Annotated in this window: 18 protein-coding genes; 7 read left to right on the top strand and 11 right to left on the bottom strand. The window is 44.5% G+C overall.

Annotated elements, in window-relative coordinates:
* Nucleotides 1–283 precede the first annotated feature (283 nt).
* From AC07NA_RS17795 to fabG, 3 genes are all read right to left on the bottom strand, one after another.
* Entirely contained in the window at nucleotides 284–2,365 is a 2,082-nt protein-coding gene (locus AC07NA_RS17795) for a vWA domain-containing protein (protein WP_494898945.1), read from the bottom strand.
* A 77-nt stretch (nucleotides 2,366–2,442) separates the two neighbouring features.
* On the bottom strand, nucleotides 2,443–2,892 hold the full coding sequence (locus AC07NA_RS17790) for an energy transducer TonB (RefSeq protein WP_494898944.1): 450 nt from the start codon (nucleotides 2,890–2,892) through the stop codon (nucleotides 2,443–2,445).
* Between the two features lie 36 nt (nucleotides 2,893–2,928).
* Nucleotides 2,929–3,672, bottom strand: coding sequence for a 3-oxoacyl-[acyl-carrier-protein] reductase (fabG, locus tag AC07NA_RS17785; protein ID WP_345212508.1), 744 nt, complete (start codon nucleotides 3,670–3,672; stop codon nucleotides 2,929–2,931).
* Between the two features lie 285 nt (nucleotides 3,673–3,957).
* Here fabG and AC07NA_RS17780 point away from each other — a divergent pair, with 285 nt between their 5' ends.
* Nucleotides 3,958–4,668: a hypothetical protein gene (locus AC07NA_RS17780; RefSeq protein ID WP_494898943.1), complete on the top strand. Its 711-nt coding sequence runs from the start codon at nucleotides 3,958–3,960 to the stop codon at nucleotides 4,666–4,668.
* Nucleotides 4,669–4,748: 80 nt separating this feature from the next.
* Nucleotides 4,749–5,192 (top strand): hypothetical protein, encoded by a 444-nt coding sequence (locus tag AC07NA_RS17775; RefSeq protein WP_494898942.1) that lies wholly within the window; start codon nucleotides 4,749–4,751, stop codon nucleotides 5,190–5,192.
* Nucleotides 5,193–5,308: 116 nt separating this feature from the next.
* Here AC07NA_RS17775 and AC07NA_RS17770 read toward each other — a convergent pair whose 3' ends face one another.
* The 3 genes from AC07NA_RS17770 to AC07NA_RS17760 all read right to left on the bottom strand — a co-directional run bounded on the left by AC07NA_RS17770 (nucleotide 5,309) and on the right by AC07NA_RS17760 (nucleotide 8,134).
* Entirely contained in the window at nucleotides 5,309–7,147 is a 1,839-nt protein-coding gene (locus AC07NA_RS17770) for a DNA polymerase III subunit gamma/tau (RefSeq protein WP_494898941.1), read from the bottom strand.
* 76 nt (nucleotides 7,148–7,223) lie between these two features.
* A complete protein-coding gene (locus AC07NA_RS17765; protein WP_345212503.1) occupies nucleotides 7,224–7,457 on the bottom strand; it encodes a hypothetical protein in 234 nt (77 codons plus the stop codon).
* A gap of 62 nt (nucleotides 7,458–7,519) precedes the next feature.
* Entirely contained in the window at nucleotides 7,520–8,134 is a 615-nt protein-coding gene (locus AC07NA_RS17760) for a hypothetical protein (RefSeq protein WP_494898940.1), read from the bottom strand.
* A 125-nt stretch (nucleotides 8,135–8,259) separates the two neighbouring features.
* Here AC07NA_RS17760 and rpsF point away from each other — a divergent pair, with 125 nt between their 5' ends.
* The 4 genes from rpsF (at nucleotide 8,260) to mtgA (ending at nucleotide 10,195) form a co-directional block, all read left to right on the top strand.
* Entirely contained in the window at nucleotides 8,260–8,628 is a 369-nt protein-coding gene (rpsF, locus tag AC07NA_RS17755; RefSeq protein WP_345212501.1) for a 30S ribosomal protein S6, read from the top strand.
* Complete coding sequence (gene rpsR, locus AC07NA_RS17750) at nucleotides 8,628–8,891, top strand: 30S ribosomal protein S18 (RefSeq protein ID WP_095705209.1); 264 nt, start codon at nucleotides 8,628–8,630, stop codon at nucleotides 8,889–8,891. The genes rpsF and rpsR overlap by 1 nt, the downstream gene beginning before the upstream one ends.
* 18 nt (nucleotides 8,892–8,909) lie before the next feature.
* Entirely contained in the window at nucleotides 8,910–9,353 is a 444-nt protein-coding gene (rplI, locus tag AC07NA_RS17745; RefSeq protein WP_345212500.1) for a 50S ribosomal protein L9, read from the top strand.
* A 98-nt stretch (nucleotides 9,354–9,451) separates the two neighbouring features.
* Complete coding sequence (mtgA, locus tag AC07NA_RS17740) at nucleotides 9,452–10,195, top strand: monofunctional biosynthetic peptidoglycan transglycosylase (RefSeq protein ID WP_494898939.1); 744 nt, start codon at nucleotides 9,452–9,454, stop codon at nucleotides 10,193–10,195.
* A gap of 39 nt (nucleotides 10,196–10,234) precedes the next feature.
* On the opposite strand, the gene AC07NA_RS17735 is transcribed toward mtgA, so the two are convergent.
* The 3 genes from AC07NA_RS17735 to AC07NA_RS17725 form a co-directional block, all read right to left on the bottom strand.
* Nucleotides 10,235–10,720, bottom strand: coding sequence for a hypothetical protein (locus AC07NA_RS17735; protein ID WP_494898938.1), 486 nt, complete (start codon nucleotides 10,718–10,720; stop codon nucleotides 10,235–10,237).
* A gap of 6 nt (nucleotides 10,721–10,726) precedes the next feature.
* A complete protein-coding gene (locus tag AC07NA_RS17730) occupies nucleotides 10,727–11,347 on the bottom strand; it encodes a YdeI/OmpD-associated family protein (protein WP_494898937.1) in 621 nt (206 codons plus the stop codon).
* Nucleotides 11,348–11,451: 104 nt separating this feature from the next.
* Nucleotides 11,452–11,937, bottom strand: a complete 486-nt coding sequence (locus AC07NA_RS17725; protein WP_494898936.1) for an ABC transporter ATPase — start codon at nucleotides 11,935–11,937, stop codon at nucleotides 11,452–11,454.
* A gap of 46 nt (nucleotides 11,938–11,983) precedes the next feature.
* On the opposite strand from AC07NA_RS17725, the gene AC07NA_RS17720 reads away from it, so the two are divergent.
* Nucleotides 11,984–12,466, top strand: coding sequence for a hypothetical protein (locus AC07NA_RS17720; protein WP_345212495.1), 483 nt, complete (start codon nucleotides 11,984–11,986; stop codon nucleotides 12,464–12,466).
* On the opposite strand, the gene AC07NA_RS17715 is transcribed toward AC07NA_RS17720, so the two are convergent.
* Together AC07NA_RS17715 and AC07NA_RS17710 are read right to left on the bottom strand one after the other, a co-directional pair.
* Nucleotides 12,461–13,252, bottom strand: a complete 792-nt coding sequence (locus AC07NA_RS17715) for a (Fe-S)-binding protein (RefSeq protein WP_494898935.1) — start codon at nucleotides 13,250–13,252, stop codon at nucleotides 12,461–12,463. The genes AC07NA_RS17720 and AC07NA_RS17715 overlap by 6 nt on opposite strands.
* An 80-nt stretch (nucleotides 13,253–13,332) precedes the next feature.
* On the bottom strand, nucleotides 13,333–14,631 hold the full coding sequence (locus tag AC07NA_RS17710) for a 4Fe-4S dicluster domain-containing protein (RefSeq protein ID WP_494898934.1): 1,299 nt from the start codon (nucleotides 14,629–14,631) through the stop codon (nucleotides 13,333–13,335).
* Nucleotides 14,632–14,645: the final 14 nt, after the last annotated feature.

Raw genomic sequence — 14,645 nt, 5'->3', positions numbered from 1 at the left:
GCGCAGTGGCGGGCATAGCGAACTTGTTGCATGTGGGTGGGAATAGGGCGGTGGGGCAAAAGTTCCAGCCCCAAGTTCTGCACGTTTTGCAGGGGAGGCCTTGTGCGGCAAAGAAGCCTATTGCTGGACAAGCCTTTTTGTTACTTTTGTGGCGACAAAAGTAATGGTGCCCTGCGCCCAAGAGCAGACTAACGTTAACTACAGCACAAGCCTAACCTACGTAGAGATTGCTTCGTACCTCGCAATGACGAAAATTTATCAATAATTTATTCGAGAGGTACTACTAAACCTCTCCCTCTCTCTTTCTCAAAAACCACTCAGTACTTAAAAGAACCAGTATCAGTAGGAACACCCATTTCACATCAACCAGGTCGCTGTAGTTTTTATCCTCGTATACTACGGTTTTGATGTTATCGTTTTTGCGGATGAGGCCGGCGAGTTTGCCGATGTCTGATGCTTGCAGCATTGCGCCGCCGCTTTGTTTGGCTATGTTTTGTAATAACTGATGGTTGGCGGTACTTTGCCTTGCCTCTAAATTAAGCTGTTTGATGGTAAGCTGTCCGGTGGCATTGAACGCGTGTTCGCCAAGTTTGGCGGCGGCGGTATAGCTGTACTCGCCCGATGGCAGCGCGCCTGCATCTAAGCTATAACTTTGGCCGTTGCGGGTAAACAGGTAGTTGTAATGTTTACCGGTTTGGCTTTTCAGGTCTATTTTTATATCGGGTGTGTTTACCAGTTCGAGGGCATCGTTATATAGTTCTGCATTAATGAGGATGCTTTCGCCTTCATCAAACACATTGTTGGCCGGGTAAACCCTGAACTGTTGTTTATTGGCGTTAGCTGTTAAATACTGTACCGACTGACTCAGCAATTCATCAATAGCATGGTTGCTGCCATAAGTATTAAACTCGGCCAATTTCCACCGCCAGAGGCCTTCACCTGCAAGCACCGCGGTACGCCTGCCATTATCATCACCGAAGGCCAGTAGGGGGTAAGAGGTGCTCACGTTGCCTATTCGCTGTTTTAACAGCACGCCCGATGCCGTCACCGAACCATAGTTGCCGAAAGGCACCTGTAAAGGCGGCAGATGGCTTAACTTATTGCGGGTGGAATCAGACAGCGTAAAGGCCGAGAACTCGTTTACAGGCTGAGCGAATACCTCCTGCATTTCACCGCTGCCGCTTATTTTTACTGTTTTTTGGCTGCTGTTAAAATCGCCGATATTGCTTTGTGCGCCAATGGTGTACCAAACCGGAACTTTAGCGCTGCCGATAAACTTTTGCGCCACCGCCGAACTGCCGCCCGAAAGCTGGTACAGGATAATCAAACTATAATCGCCCGGTTTTACCTGCGACAGATCAGTTAGCGAAGTGGTTTTCACTTCGTAATTTTTGTTGCTTTCAATCCCCGTTTTTATCACGCTGATATCGGGATGAACGGCCTGGTAAACCAGCAACACCTTTTGTTTGGCATCCAGTACATCTATGTAGATCAGCTCGGTATTGTTTTCGGTTGATAGCTCGTTTTTAACCGGGGCAATGCTGATGCTAAATTTATGCAGACCCTTTTTATCAGCCGTAAGCTTAACCGGAATTACTTTTTTAAATGAGTTGCCGGTAACCGCTATGCTTTGCGAATGTACCTGCCTACCATCCTCGGTAACTGATAGGCGCATGGTTTCGCCATTGCTTTGGTAAGCTTCGGCCAGTACCTCTATAATAAAATCGTTGCCTAAAAAGGCGGTTTTGTTGTAGCTGATATTGCCTATCAGCAGGTCGCGTTTTGGGATGGTATCTCCGAGGGCGATAGTGTAGATGCTACTTTTGAAATTGCGCGCCTCGTATTGCGGATCGGCTCCCTGGTTGTACAAGCCATCGGTAGCTAATACCACCGCGCCAATGTTGCGGTTTACAAAGCGTTCGTTAAGTTGCTTTAATGCCGATGATATATCGGTTTGCTTGCCTGAAAAGGTAGCCGACAAGCCATTGTTCAATTTACTATCGAAATTAAAGGTATGTACCTCGTAATCGTCGCCCAGTTGTTGCTGAAGTTTGGATAGCGAGCTTACTAAATCTTGCTTGGATAGGGCAGGACTAAGGTTTACAGATTGTGAATTATCCTGCGCGATAAGTACCAGCGGTTTTTCGGGTTTATAATTTACCGACTTTACCAGGGGCGATAACAATAACAGCGCGATAATAAATACCGCCAAAGCCCGCAAAGCGAACAACCCATTTCTGAATTTATTGCTCAGGTTAACCGGCTGGCGGTACATGAGCCAGGCATACAGTAAACCGGTAAGCGCACCAACAGGCAGCCACCATACCGAAACCGAACCCCATGTTATTGAAAATAAAAACAGCATATCTGGATTAACCAAATATGCTGTTTTTATTTTAAAGGTTTAAAATGCCTTTAAGCTATTTAACTATATTTATGTTATTATCCATCGAGTAACATACAAGATATAGCAAAGGTATATTCCATCGGTACTTTTTTCTTATTACACATTCCGGGTAGCCATTTAGCTTTTTTAAGCAATTCAAACAACGGTTTTCCAAATAATCGCTTTTCTCCTGATGGATCTCTTATTATATTTAATCCGGTTAGCGTTCCGTTTGGTTCTACTACGAACTGTAAGATAGTTTTGCCTGTATAATTCCCTTTGGGATATTTGAAGTTTTTCAATACGAGGTCATTTAACTTCTGGCGCCCGCCCTCAACATCGGGCAATTGATCGCCGAATGTATAAATAAATCTCTGTGATAAGTTATCCGTTCTTCCGGGGCATGATCTTGCCTTTAACTGCGCCGATACAGAACCGGGCATAATAAAAAATGACAGGCTAAAAGCCCACAATACCCAATGATACCGCCGAACCCTGCCTGTCATTTTTTTGATTTTTGAATTTTAACTTTTGACTTATCTCTACAGCATACCGCCGTCAACAGGGATAACCTGTCCGGTGATGTAAGCTGCCATGTCTGAAGCCAGGAATACGCAGGCGTTAGCTACGTCTTCTACTTCACCGGCACGTTTAAGCGGAATTGCCGCTGCCCAGCCTTCAACCACTTTAGGGTCTAATACATCGGTCATTTCGGTACGGATAAAGCCCGGTGCAACCACGTTAGTGCGTATGTTACGTGAGCCTAATTCTTTAGCTACCGATTTTGAGAAACCAATAATCCCCGCTTTTGATGCCGCGTAGTTTGATTGGCCCGCATTACCCTGTACACCCACTACCGAGCTCATGTTGATGAATACACCCTTACGGTTCTTCATCATAATTTTTGAAGCGGCTTTGGTTACGTTGAAAATAGATTTCAGGTTCACATCCAGCACTTCGTCCCATTGTTGTTCGGTCATGCGCATTAACAGGCCGTCTTTGGTGATACCGGCATTGTTAACCACTATATCCAGTGTGCCAAAATCGGCAACGATATCATTGATCAGTTTTTCGGCCTCGTCAAATTTCGACGCGTCAGAACGGTAACCTTTTACCTGTGTGCCAAAGCTTTGCAGTTCGGTTTCTAAGGCTTGTCCTTTTTCTACCGACGATAAATAAGTGAACGCCACGTTTGCGCCATGCTCTGCAAATTTTTCCGCTATTTTGCGGCCTATACCTTTTGAAGCGCCGGTGATGAGCGCGGTTTTTCCTTCTAATAATTTCATTATTCCAGAATTGATTTCGAGGGGGTGAAGTTAGGAAAATTAGTCCGAAAGTTGGAAAGGCTGTAAAAGATGGAGTGTGCGTATCGATTGGAATCTTATTATTAAGTTGATGATTGATGCAATAAGCTATTGGGCTTTCATGATTATATCACATCTTTGTTGCAACTTTTATACTGAAAAGGTAGTAATAGGGTAGTGGATTGAAAGTTTTGAACTACTTTTATAAAACATATATACCTTTTAAACAGTTTATACCGTTTAAGTGAAAGACGCCATTATAATTATATGATGAAATTTTATACCCGTGTAGTGATATTAACGTTTTTGGCCGGTTTTATAACCCTGGCATCAAAGGCGCAAATAGGGTTTAATTACGATCAGTACGATCTGGGTTTTGCCATAAATGCCAACCAGGTATTCAGCGATGCCGAAAAAACTACCACCACCGTTTCCGGAACTGTTAACTTTACCTTTAACGCTACACCGTATACCAATTTCGTATTTGAATTTCAGGCAGGTAAATTAAAAGGCGGGGATTCGGTTAAGTATGCATCGGGCCGTCAGTTCGAAAATAATTATAAAGCTGTAGTTTTCAGAGGGCAGGTACAGGCAGGTGAGTTTATCGATTACTCGCAAAGCCAGATCGCCAACTTCCTGAAAAACGTATACGTTTCATCCGGTTTAGGGATGACGTTTAACAGCATCACTAAAATTAGCCGTACTTCGCCGCAAATAGCCGGCTATTATAGCCCCGGCGAAAATGTTTCAAAAGTACTCTTTATCCCGCTTAGGGTAGGTTACGAGTTTAAGGTATTTAACCAGTATGATATCCCTACTTTTAAGGTTGATCTGGCTTACCAGTATAACCTGATGATGGGCGATAACTTGGACGGTTATAATGCGGGTCAGCGTAATGATACCATGGGGCAAATTGTGTTAGGTATGAAATTTAGCCTGGGTGGTACTACCTCTTACCGCAAAAAAGTTTCTTACTAATTCTGCTCATTTAATATAGCTGCCGTAAAACTTTGGCAGGGTTTTTAATGTTGATACTATAACATATAAACTGAAAAGCTATGAAAATAGATGAAACATATCCCGGTTTTGATGATGAAAGCCCGGATCGCGATGAGAAACTAAAATACACATTGGGTGATGACGAACCGGGTGAAACTACCGATAAGGACGACCTGAAATATAACCCCGAGGATGATAGCTTTGAGTATGATGTTGAAAGCGAAGATCCTGATTATGATCACCCGGATCCATACAATACTTCCGTTAAAAACGGCGACGATATAAACTCAACCTACGACGAATCAAACCCTTACGCGGTTGATGAATACATCCCCAACGAAAGCCTCGAAACCGATGTTGATAAACTGGGAATGCACATTGATAGCGGCAAAATTGTAGAAGTTGACCCGGCCGACGAAGCCATATCACGCACCCCCGAAGATGATCGTGACGACCTCGATGAAGAAGGTTATCCTAAGAATGACCGCGAGAATTTCAAGTAATTGATCAGTATAAAAAGAGCTGTCATTCTGAGGAACGAAGAATCTATTATTCGATTAGCATATCGAAGAAGATTCTTCACTATGTTCAGAATGACAGCTTTATAATAGGTTCCCTCTTAATCAAACTCCAAATTAAACCTGCTCCTTAACTCCAATAATTTCGGGTTTTTATTGGCCATGTATTGGAACTTCTCTACAGCGGTATAAGGGCGGCGGGTTACGGCAAGTTGTTGTTCATCTACCCTTATCTCCACCTCCACATCAAAATTGCGCAGATTGGTACGCAGGTAATTGAGCAGATACGGTTTTTCATCTCTTACGGCAGCTTCCTGTACCTTGTTTTCTACCACTACCTCAAACAGTACAGGGTTAAGCATGGTTGGCCTGCTTGCCGAAAACACGGTACTTAAGCTCATTGGTTTGCCTTCACTTTTTATCTTTTCAGCGTAGTTTCCCCAGTGTTTTAAAAAGTCTTCGGGTGTAAAAGCCTCCTTGTCGTTACCTTTCAGGTAGGGATCTTCCTCTTCTTCCAATACCTCTGTATCAGCCCCCATATCGTTAAGCGACGGAATTTTTATCGACGATGATGTTACCTTTAAATTGGGTATCATCACTTTAGGCCGTTCTGTAGCTACCACCGGGGCGGGCTCTTTTACAATCGCTTTTGCTGGTTCGGCAGGTGCCGGTACAGCAGTAGGCTGCGCCCGGTTATAAGTTAAGGGCGTATCGCTTATTACGGGGATACTATTATTAACAGCCGCGGTTTGTACGGGTGGCGGAGTGCTTATTGCTGAGGTATCAGGTTTTTTTTTTAGCTCCCCTTCGGGCAGCGCTGCGGATGGTGAAAGGGCCGCGTTAAATAAAGCGCCGAGGTTACACATCTTTAGCAGTGCCAGTTCAACCTGTAAACGCTGGTTTTTGCTCAGCTTATAATTAAGGTCGCACTGGTTGGCGATGTTCATGGCCGAGAGCAGAAACGATACCGACGATGCCTGTGCCTGCTGCATGTATTTGGCTTTAATACCTTCGCTTACTTCGAGCAATTTTAAAGTGGCGGTATCTTTACCCACCAACAGGTTGCGGAGGTGTTCGGACAGGCCCGAAATAAAATGAGCGCCATCAAAGCCCTTGTTCAATATCTCATCAAAAAATAGCAGTGTTTTGGCGCTGTTCTCCTGCAATAAGCTATCGGTGATATTAAAGTAGTAATCATAATCGAGTATGTTCAGGTTATTGATTACCGACGAGTAGGTAACGTTACCACCCGAAAAGCTCACGATCTGATCGAACATGGACAGGGCATCCCTTAAACCACCATCAGCTTTTTGGGCGATGATGTGCAGGCCATCCTGTTCATAAGTTACACTTTCTTTTTGTGCGATGGATGCCAGGTGCGATGCCATATCTTCCACACGGATGCGGTTAAAATCAAATATTTGGCAGCGCGAAAGTATGGTTGGCAGTATTTTATGCTTCTCGGTAGTAGCTAATATAAATATGGCATAGTTAGGCGGTTCCTCAAGCGTTTTCAGGAAAGCGTTGAATGCCGCCTGCGATAGCATGTGAACCTCATCTATAATATATACCTTATATTTTGCGGCCTGGGGCGGTATGCGTACCTGTTCTATCAGGCTGCGGATATCATCAACCGAGTTGTTTGACGCGGCATCAAGCTCATGTATATTAAAGGAGTTGCCATTCATGAACGAACGGCACGAATCGCAGGTGCCGCAAGCCTCGCCATTAGGTTGCAGGTTAAGGCAATTAATGGTTTTCGCGAGTATACGTGCACAGGTGGTTTTGCCCACACCACGCGGACCACAGAACAAAAATGCCTGCGCCAGCTGGTTGTTTTTAATGGCGTTTTTGAGCGTGTTGGTTACATGTTGCTGACCTACAACGGTTTCAAAAGTAGCCGGGCGGTATTTGCGAGCCGAAACAATAAAATTATCCACAGGTATAAAGGTAGCAAGAAAATAATACTAATTAAAGTGCCCGGTAAACCTTTGTTCAATTAGTAATATGAACAGGTTATTGCAGCTCTTCTTCAGGCAGATGATCGTCGTCATCTTCATCACGGGTTAGCCAGTCGGCCCCGGTTTTAATAAGGTTCATATCATTTTCATCGGCCATCAGGTCGTCAAAAACCTCATCATCTTCATCATCCCAGTCGCCCTCAATGGGCGCGCTTCCCCGGCCTGCAATAATAATGGTATCGGCTACAGGGGCATCATCATGTATATATTGATTTTGTAAAGTACTCATAAGTAATGTGTGCAATAGCGGCACCCAAAATAGGGCTTTGTTAGCGCCCAATAATCATGGAATTATAATATTTGTATCCCGGTTATCTCTTTTACCTTATAATAGCCTTTGGCCTGCGGCAAATACACCTCAATTTCCTGCCATGTTATCTTCAGCTTTTTACCCGCAAGCTTAGTGGTAACGCCCATAAATGCCTCCGACCCGGCAAACTGCTTTAGCCAAATAAATGATTTTTCGCTGCCACCTTCGGTCACTACTATATAATTAAAGCCTTTATTGTCTATACGCTTAAAAGTACCTGTGGTGATTTCGGTTTTAACCGCTGCGTCCTCCTTGTCGTCTGCCATGATCATGGCAAGTTTCATAAATACACCGCATTTTTGGGTCAATAATTTTTTACCTATCGTTTCACCCAAAGCATTGCCGGCGTCTTCGTCGTTCATGTCGATACCGCGTTCGGCTGCAACCTCCAGCAACAAGTCGGCATGACTTGTAAAGCAGGTCATGAATGCCTCGTTGGCTTGGGCCGATGTGGTGATCTTGGTCATGTCTAACACCGTCATACAGTTACAAAGCGAATCGAGCATCTTTTTTTCGGCCGGGCCGGTTTTTTCTTGGGCTAAAGATGCTTGCTGAATTGCGAAGAGAGAAAGAAGGACAAACAGTAGTTTTTTCATGCTTATGATAAAGTTTTTGATGCTGTTAAATTACAGATTAACTATGGTTGCATAAAATAAAATTTCTTCTTACATTTGCGTCCCCGTTTGTGCGGGGATAAATAATTAAAAATCAAAGTATAATAATGCAACAGTACGAAATCGTGATCGTTCTAACCCCGTTGTTATCAGAAGACATTGCTAAAGAGGCTATCGCCAAATACAGCAAAACCTTAACTGATGGCGGAGCCGAAATTGTCCAGGAGGATAATTGGGGTTTGAGAAAATTAGCGTACCCTATCCAAAAGAAAACTACAGGGTACTATCACTTAACTGAATTCAGGGCTCCAGGTGAATTAATTAACAAATTGGAGATTGAATTAAGACGCGATGAGCGTGTTTTGCGTTTCCTTACTATCGCTTTGGATAAACATGCCATTGCTTACAATGAGAAAAAACGTAGCGGTGCTTTCAATCAAAAGAAATCAGCTAAAACAGAGGAGGGCGCAAACTAATGGCAAACGACCAAATTAAATACGTTACCGCTCCTAAAGTGGAGGATAACCGTAAAAAATATTGCCGTTTCAAGAAAAACGGTATCAAATATATCGATTACAAAGACGCTAACTTCCTTTTGAAATTTGTTAACGACCAGGGTAAAGTATTACCTCGCCGTTTAACAGGTACTTCATTGAAGTTTCAGCGTAAAGTGGCCCAGGCTGTTAAGCGTGCACGCCACATCGGTTTATTACCTTATGTTACAGATTCATTAAAATAATAATAGGAGGTAAAACAAATGGAACTTATTTTAAAACAAGATGTAAAAAACCTGGGTGATAAAGACGATGTAGTAAGCGTTAAACCAGGTTATGGCCGTAACTTCCTTATCCCTAAGGGTTATGCTATATTGGCTACTGTGTCTGCACGTAAAGTTTTAGCAGAAAACATTAAGCAGGCTCAATTTAAACAAGATAAAATTCGTAAAGATGCTGATGCTATCGCGGCTCGTTTAGAAGGTGTTAAACTTACTATCGGCGCTAAAGCAGGCGAAAGCGGTAAAATATTCGGAGCTATCAACACCATTCAGATTGCTGACGCGTTGAAAAAAGAAGGCTTTGATGTTGACCGTCGCCGTATCACTTTCGAGCAGGAGCCAAAAGTAATTGGCGAGTACGTTGCAAACGTAAACCTGCACAAAGAAGTGAAAGTTCAGGTACCTTTCGAAGTAGTAGCTGAATAATTTCAATTTCGGATTTTCAAATTCGAATTTTTGATATAGATTTAAAAGGTGTTTAGTGAAAGCTAAACACCTTTCTTTTTTGGTTTCGGATTTTTTTTATGAAGCGTAAAACAACTAATAAACGTGCGGGCAAGAGTGGCAGGGGGATATTTAATAACGGTATTGTTAGGCTGCTGCTGCGGGTAATAAAGCTTGCGGTTATTATTTTTGTAGGCGCCAGCCTGTTTGGCGTACTGCTGTTCCGCTTTGTTAACCCACCCTTTACCCTGTTGATGATTGAGCGCGGCTTTGAACGTAAAGCCGATGGTAAGGATTGGAAGATTGACAAAGACTGGGTAAGCTTCGAGCAAATTGCCGACCCCATGAAACGCGCCGCCGTAGCCGGTGAAGATCAGCTATTTTTAGAGCACCACGGCTTCGACTTTAACGCCATTGAAAAAGCCATCGACAGAAACCAGCACAGCCGTAAGCTGATTGGCGGCAGTACCATATCGCAGCAAACCGCCAAGAACGTTTTCCTTTGGCCTGGGCGCTCCTACATCCGCAAAGGGTTTGAGGCCTATTTTACTATGCTGATAGAGGTGTTTTGGAGCAAGAAACGTATTATGGAGGTTTACCTCAATGTAATTGAAATGGGCGATGGCATTTACGGCGTTGAGGCCGCGTCGCAAGCCTACTTTCACAAGCACGCTTCAGAATTGAACAAGTACCAGGCCGCGGCTATAGCGTCTATATTCCCAAGTCCGCTGAAATGGTCGGCCACTAACCCGAGCAAGCGGGTAAAGCACAGGCAGTTCCTGATCAGGAAAAATATGCGGAGATTGGGGCCGTTAGATTTTTAAGATTACAGAAAAAATATTTCGGATAGTTTTATTCAGCCATCAGTTAGCCGTAAATAATGTTTCAAGCTTTTTTATAGCATTACCACGGGCTTTAATGTAGAGGAAATGCAATAAGATGCGCAATACAACTACGCCCGAAATAATCACCAGCAGGGGGATTGCTGAAAACTGCCGTTCGGCATCCTTTATCAAAGGCACAATTACTGCCATAATCATCATCAGGGCAAGCCACACAGCTATCATTATAAAAAATACACTTTGTGTACGGGTTTCAATGGCTATTTCCGTGCCCTTAGCTTTAGTATTACCCGGGTTTGGATTAAACCGGCCGGTTACAGCGCAAACCACGCCCAATGCTGTTGAGGCAATTATAACAAACCCTGTTTGTGTTATTTGGCCTATAAATGCTTTATCAGTTTTTTCGCGTGTAAGTTTATTTTTTTCTAAAGTATTTTGCTTTAGTCGTTTCTTTATTTCGGGCAAAGCATGATTGCTTTTTATCAGGTAATTATTACGGATATTCATTCGTGTTTACTTATACTTCCAATGTCTTGATTTACCCTCGCTGATCCATTCTATGGCTGTATCTAAACGTTTTTGGCGGGTGGCATCGCTTTTGGCATCTTCAAACCAGGTAATATATTCTTTGCGTTGCGATGGACTAAACTTATCGAAGTAAGCCTTTGCTTCCGGGTTTTTATCGAGTAATTCTGCAAAGTACTGCGGTGCTTCTGTGGGGATAGTTTTTATCGCTGCTTTCTTTATGGCCGCGGCAGGTTTTACTACGGGGCTCATGTCTTTAGCGGCGATAGCTTCGCGGATATACCAGATCAGGATATCGTCGTCCGGCAGATCGGCCAAGGCAATGAGCTTACCCAAATTTCCGGCAGATTCCCCGGCTTCGGTTTGTAAAATACCATGCGGGTCGGGTAGCAGATCGGCCTTCCAGAAACCAAAACCACAGTGCTGTTTAAAGGCCATCATGTGGCATAATATGCCTTTGTACTCAAAAAATGGCGCACTCCACTTCATGGTTTCCTTTATCTCCGGCGAAGCCAGGTGCACCAGTTTGCGCAGGTGAGTTAAAATGGGTTTGGCAAAATCGGCAGCCTTGTCAATGTAAACATCAATGCGGTTATCGTACTGTTCCATAATGCAATATAAAAAATATAGGTTTTATATATCGACCATCATTTTCGTAATCAGCGATTTGTTTAAACTGCCCATCAAAATGACCAACAACTACTGACCAATGACTATACTGTAATCAAGTCCCGGAATAACTGGGGATGCCAGCTGTTTTTAAACGGTACTTCCCATTTAGTTTCCAGCTCGGTCACGTTTTGTACCAGGTTGTTATATACAATGGTATCGGCATTAATTACGCCTGTTTTTATCAGTTCTTCAAATTGGGCGCGTGGAGCCGATAGTACTTCGTTGCCGCTGCGGTAAGCCAGGTTAAACCTGTCGAACAGGTTGATATTGAACTGTTGTTCCAGCTGCTTCATAAAGTTTACCGACTTATCAATAGAACAACCACTGGCGCCTGCCTGCTCTTCGTCAACTATCAGTATCAAAAAGCGATTGTATCTTATTTCGGCACCGGCCTTTAGCTGATTATTATGTGCTGTCCAGTTGCGAACAAAATTATCTAACTGTTGTTGTATCAGCAGGGTTTCGTCGGCTAATAATTGCCTGTCCGACTGGTAGATCCACACTCTTGAATTTTCAGAATAACGCATATGCAAATTTATTGATTTCTTAACTTCGAAACTGGATTTTGTTGTCATGAGAAAAACACTTCTTTCAGCACCCAAAAAAGTTGTTTTACTGGTTTTAATGCCCTTGTTGTGCGTGGCTAATTTAGCCTTTAACCAGGATATGAGCGAGCAGGAACTACTGGGCTGGAGCAATAAGTGTTTAACGCAATGTTTTAATGCCGATGCGGCCGACAAACTGAAGAAGTGGGAACTTACCCTTACACCCGATGCCTTTGTGCGCTTGCGCAAAACCTATGCGAACGGTAAGCAGGAATATTTTTCGATGCATCTGCGCCGGTTAGAGGATCTGGACTATTGGGGCACAGTTGCCGCCGGTAACATGGTACTGCGGGCCAAGGGCGACGACGTTATTGTACAAACCTATAACGACCGAAGCGGCAATGTCGATTCCATGGCTACCGTGTTCAGCATCCCGGTTAAAAACATGGAGCCTGAAAGACTGGACAGCCTACGCAACGCGCTGCTGTATTTTAAAAAGAAGAATTTATAAGCCGTTTGCCCTCGCAGTGATCTCGGCAATATCCAATACCTGTATCTCCTGCTCTTTTTCGTGGGCCTTTAGACCATCGCGCAGCATGGTCATACAAAACGGACACGCGGCGGCTACTACAGTCGCTTTTGCTTCCAGCACATCTGCAATGCGCTCTATGTTGATGTCTTTAGTGCCTTTTTCGGGTTCTTTAAACATTTGCGCACCGCCTGCTCCGCAGCACAGTCCGTTGCTCTTGCAGCGCTTCATTTCCACCAGTTCGGCATCCAATACTTCTAAAGCCTTGCGCGGGGCTTCGTAAACGTTATTGCCGCGACCTAAATAGCAAGGATCATGATAGGTGATGCGCTTGCCCTTAAAGCTTTCGCCGCCTTCTGTTTTTAGCTTGCCCTCGTTAATGAGTTGCTGAATAAGCTGCGAATGATGGATGACCTCATAATTACCGCCCAGGCCGGGGTATTCGTTTTTTAGCGTATTGAAGCAATGCGGACAGCCGGTGACTATCTTTTTAATATTATAAGCATCAAGCACTGCAATATTGTTCATGGCCTGCATCTGAAATAAAAACTCGTTACCGGCACGTTTGGCCGGGTCGCCGGTACAGCTTTCTTCGGTGCCGAGCACCGCGAAGCTGATACCCACGTGATGGAGTATCTTGCAAATATCGCGGGTGATCTTCTGCGCCCTTTCGTCGAAACTGCCCGCGCAGCCTACCCAAAACAAAATTTCGGGTTCAAGACCGTGCGCCGTCATTTCGGCCATGGTAGGTATTTTTAGTATGTCCATAGTCGATGGTCGATAGACCATAGTTTTAAATTTTATTACTATCGACCATTGTCTATCGACTATGGTCAACTCAAAAAATGCTAATCCTTCTCCGCCCAGTTAAACCTGTCGGCATTGCTGTATTTCCAGGGCGCGCCGTTATTTTCCATATTGCCGAACATGTTGTTGAGGCTTGCCGGTGCCTGCGATTCTTCCATTACCACATAGCGCCGCATTTCGGTGATTATTTCCAACGGATTAATGTTCACCGGGCAAGCCTCGGCACAGGCATTGCAGGTGGTGCAGGCCCAAAGCTCCTCTCGGGTAATGTAGTTACCTAACAGCGACTTATCGTCGGTATACTCATTGCCGTTTTTGTCAATACCCTGGCCTATCTCGGTAATGCGGTCGCGGGTATCCATCATGATCTTTCGGGGCGATAATAGTTTGCCCGTTTGGTTGGCCGGGCAAACCGACGTACACCTGCCGCACTCGGTGCAGGTATAGGCCTCCATGAGGTTTTTCCAGGTAAGGTCGGTAGCATCCTTGGCGCCAAACCTGCCGGGCGGTGTAGCCTCCGGAACGTACGAAGGATTAAGCATGGCCTTCACCTCATTGGTAACCGAAGCCATATTAGTAAACTTGCTCTGCGGATTAAGATTGGAATAATACGTATTTGGAAAAGCCAGCAAAATATGGAAATGCTTGGAGTAGGGCAGGTAATTTAAAAATGCCAGTATGCCCACAATGTGAAACCACCAGCAACCGCGCTCAACAATTACCAAAGCCTCCGTGCCCGAAGGCAGCAGCGGAGCCAGTACCGAACTCACCGGGAAACTGCCGGCTTGTATATAATGGCCGTAATGCAGGGCTTGTAATTTATAGTCGGCAGAGTTCATGGTTAAAAAGGCGGCCATGAGGCAAATTTCAATCAGCAGGATATAGTTGGCGTCGGATTTTGGCCATCGCGTCATCTCCGTGCCCGTAAAGCGCTTTAAACGGATTATATTGCGGCGGACCAGGAAGCCGATGCAGGATACAAGCACCAACACGGCCAGTATTTCAAAGCCGCCTATCAACAAGCCATACAAGCTGCCCAATGGTTTCGAGAAAATGCGGTGCGAACCGAACAGGCCGTCGATAAGTATTTCCAACACCTCAATATTGATGATGATAAAGCCCGCGTAGATTAAAAAGTGGAGCAGGGCGGCAACCGGGCGTTTGGTCATTTTGGTTTGGCCGAGGGCTACCCTGGCCATGGTTTTCCAGCGCAGGGCAGGGTTATCGCTGCGGTCGGTATCGCGGCCGAGCAGAATATTGCGCCTTATTTTACCCGCGTTTTTGCTGAACAGGTAAACCGCAATAGCCAATATCACCAAAAAGATCAGTTGAAAAAACATTATGCGTGCATAGT

The organism is Mucilaginibacter sp. GW821-FHT07G05, from assembly GCF_059418565.1.
The sequence above is the reverse complement of the archived record's forward strand: the minus strand, read 5'-3'. Positions and strand labels throughout refer to the sequence as shown.

Excerpts from the sequence above, each read along its gene's own strand:
- AC07NA_RS17735 (WP_494898938.1), bottom strand. The coding sequence starts at position 10,720 with ATGAATATCCGTAATAATTACCTGATAAAAAGCAATCATGCTTTGCCC.
- AC07NA_RS17720 (WP_345212495.1), top strand. The coding sequence starts at position 11,984 with ATGAGAAAAACACTTCTTTCAGCACCCAAAAAAGTTGTTTTACTGGTT.
- rpsR (WP_095705209.1), top strand. The coding sequence starts at position 8,628 with ATGGCAAACGACCAAATTAAATACGTTACCGCTCCTAAAGTGGAGGAT.
- AC07NA_RS17795 (WP_494898945.1), bottom strand. The coding sequence starts at position 2,365 with ATGCTGTTTTTATTTTCAATAACATGGGGTTCGGTTTCGGTATGGTGG.
- AC07NA_RS17730 (WP_494898937.1), bottom strand. The coding sequence starts at position 11,347 with ATGGAACAGTACGATAACCGCATTGATGTTTACATTGACAAGGCTGCC.
- AC07NA_RS17765 (WP_345212503.1), bottom strand. The coding sequence starts at position 7,457 with ATGAGTACTTTACAAAATCAATATATACATGATGATGCCCCTGTAGCC.
- AC07NA_RS17760 (WP_494898940.1), bottom strand. The coding sequence starts at position 8,134 with ATGAAAAAACTACTGTTTGTCCTTCTTTCTCTCTTCGCAATTCAGCAA.
- AC07NA_RS17715 (WP_494898935.1), bottom strand. The coding sequence starts at position 13,252 with ATGGACATACTAAAAATACCTACCATGGCCGAAATGACGGCGCACGGT.
- mtgA (WP_494898939.1), top strand. The coding sequence starts at position 9,452 with ATGAAGCGTAAAACAACTAATAAACGTGCGGGCAAGAGTGGCAGGGGG.
- rpsF (WP_345212501.1), top strand. The coding sequence starts at position 8,260 with ATGCAACAGTACGAAATCGTGATCGTTCTAACCCCGTTGTTATCAGAA.
- rplI (WP_345212500.1), top strand. The coding sequence starts at position 8,910 with ATGGAACTTATTTTAAAACAAGATGTAAAAAACCTGGGTGATAAAGAC.
- AC07NA_RS17710 (WP_494898934.1), bottom strand. The coding sequence starts at position 14,631 with ATGTTTTTTCAACTGATCTTTTTGGTGATATTGGCTATTGCGGTTTAC.
- AC07NA_RS17780 (WP_494898943.1), top strand. The coding sequence starts at position 3,958 with ATGATGAAATTTTATACCCGTGTAGTGATATTAACGTTTTTGGCCGGT.
- AC07NA_RS17725 (WP_494898936.1), bottom strand. The coding sequence starts at position 11,937 with ATGCGTTATTCTGAAAATTCAAGAGTGTGGATCTACCAGTCGGACAGG.
- AC07NA_RS17775 (WP_494898942.1), top strand. The coding sequence starts at position 4,749 with ATGAAAATAGATGAAACATATCCCGGTTTTGATGATGAAAGCCCGGAT.
- AC07NA_RS17790 (WP_494898944.1), bottom strand. The coding sequence starts at position 2,892 with ATGACAGGCAGGGTTCGGCGGTATCATTGGGTATTGTGGGCTTTTAGC.
- fabG (WP_345212508.1), bottom strand. The coding sequence starts at position 3,672 with ATGAAATTATTAGAAGGAAAAACCGCGCTCATCACCGGCGCTTCAAAA.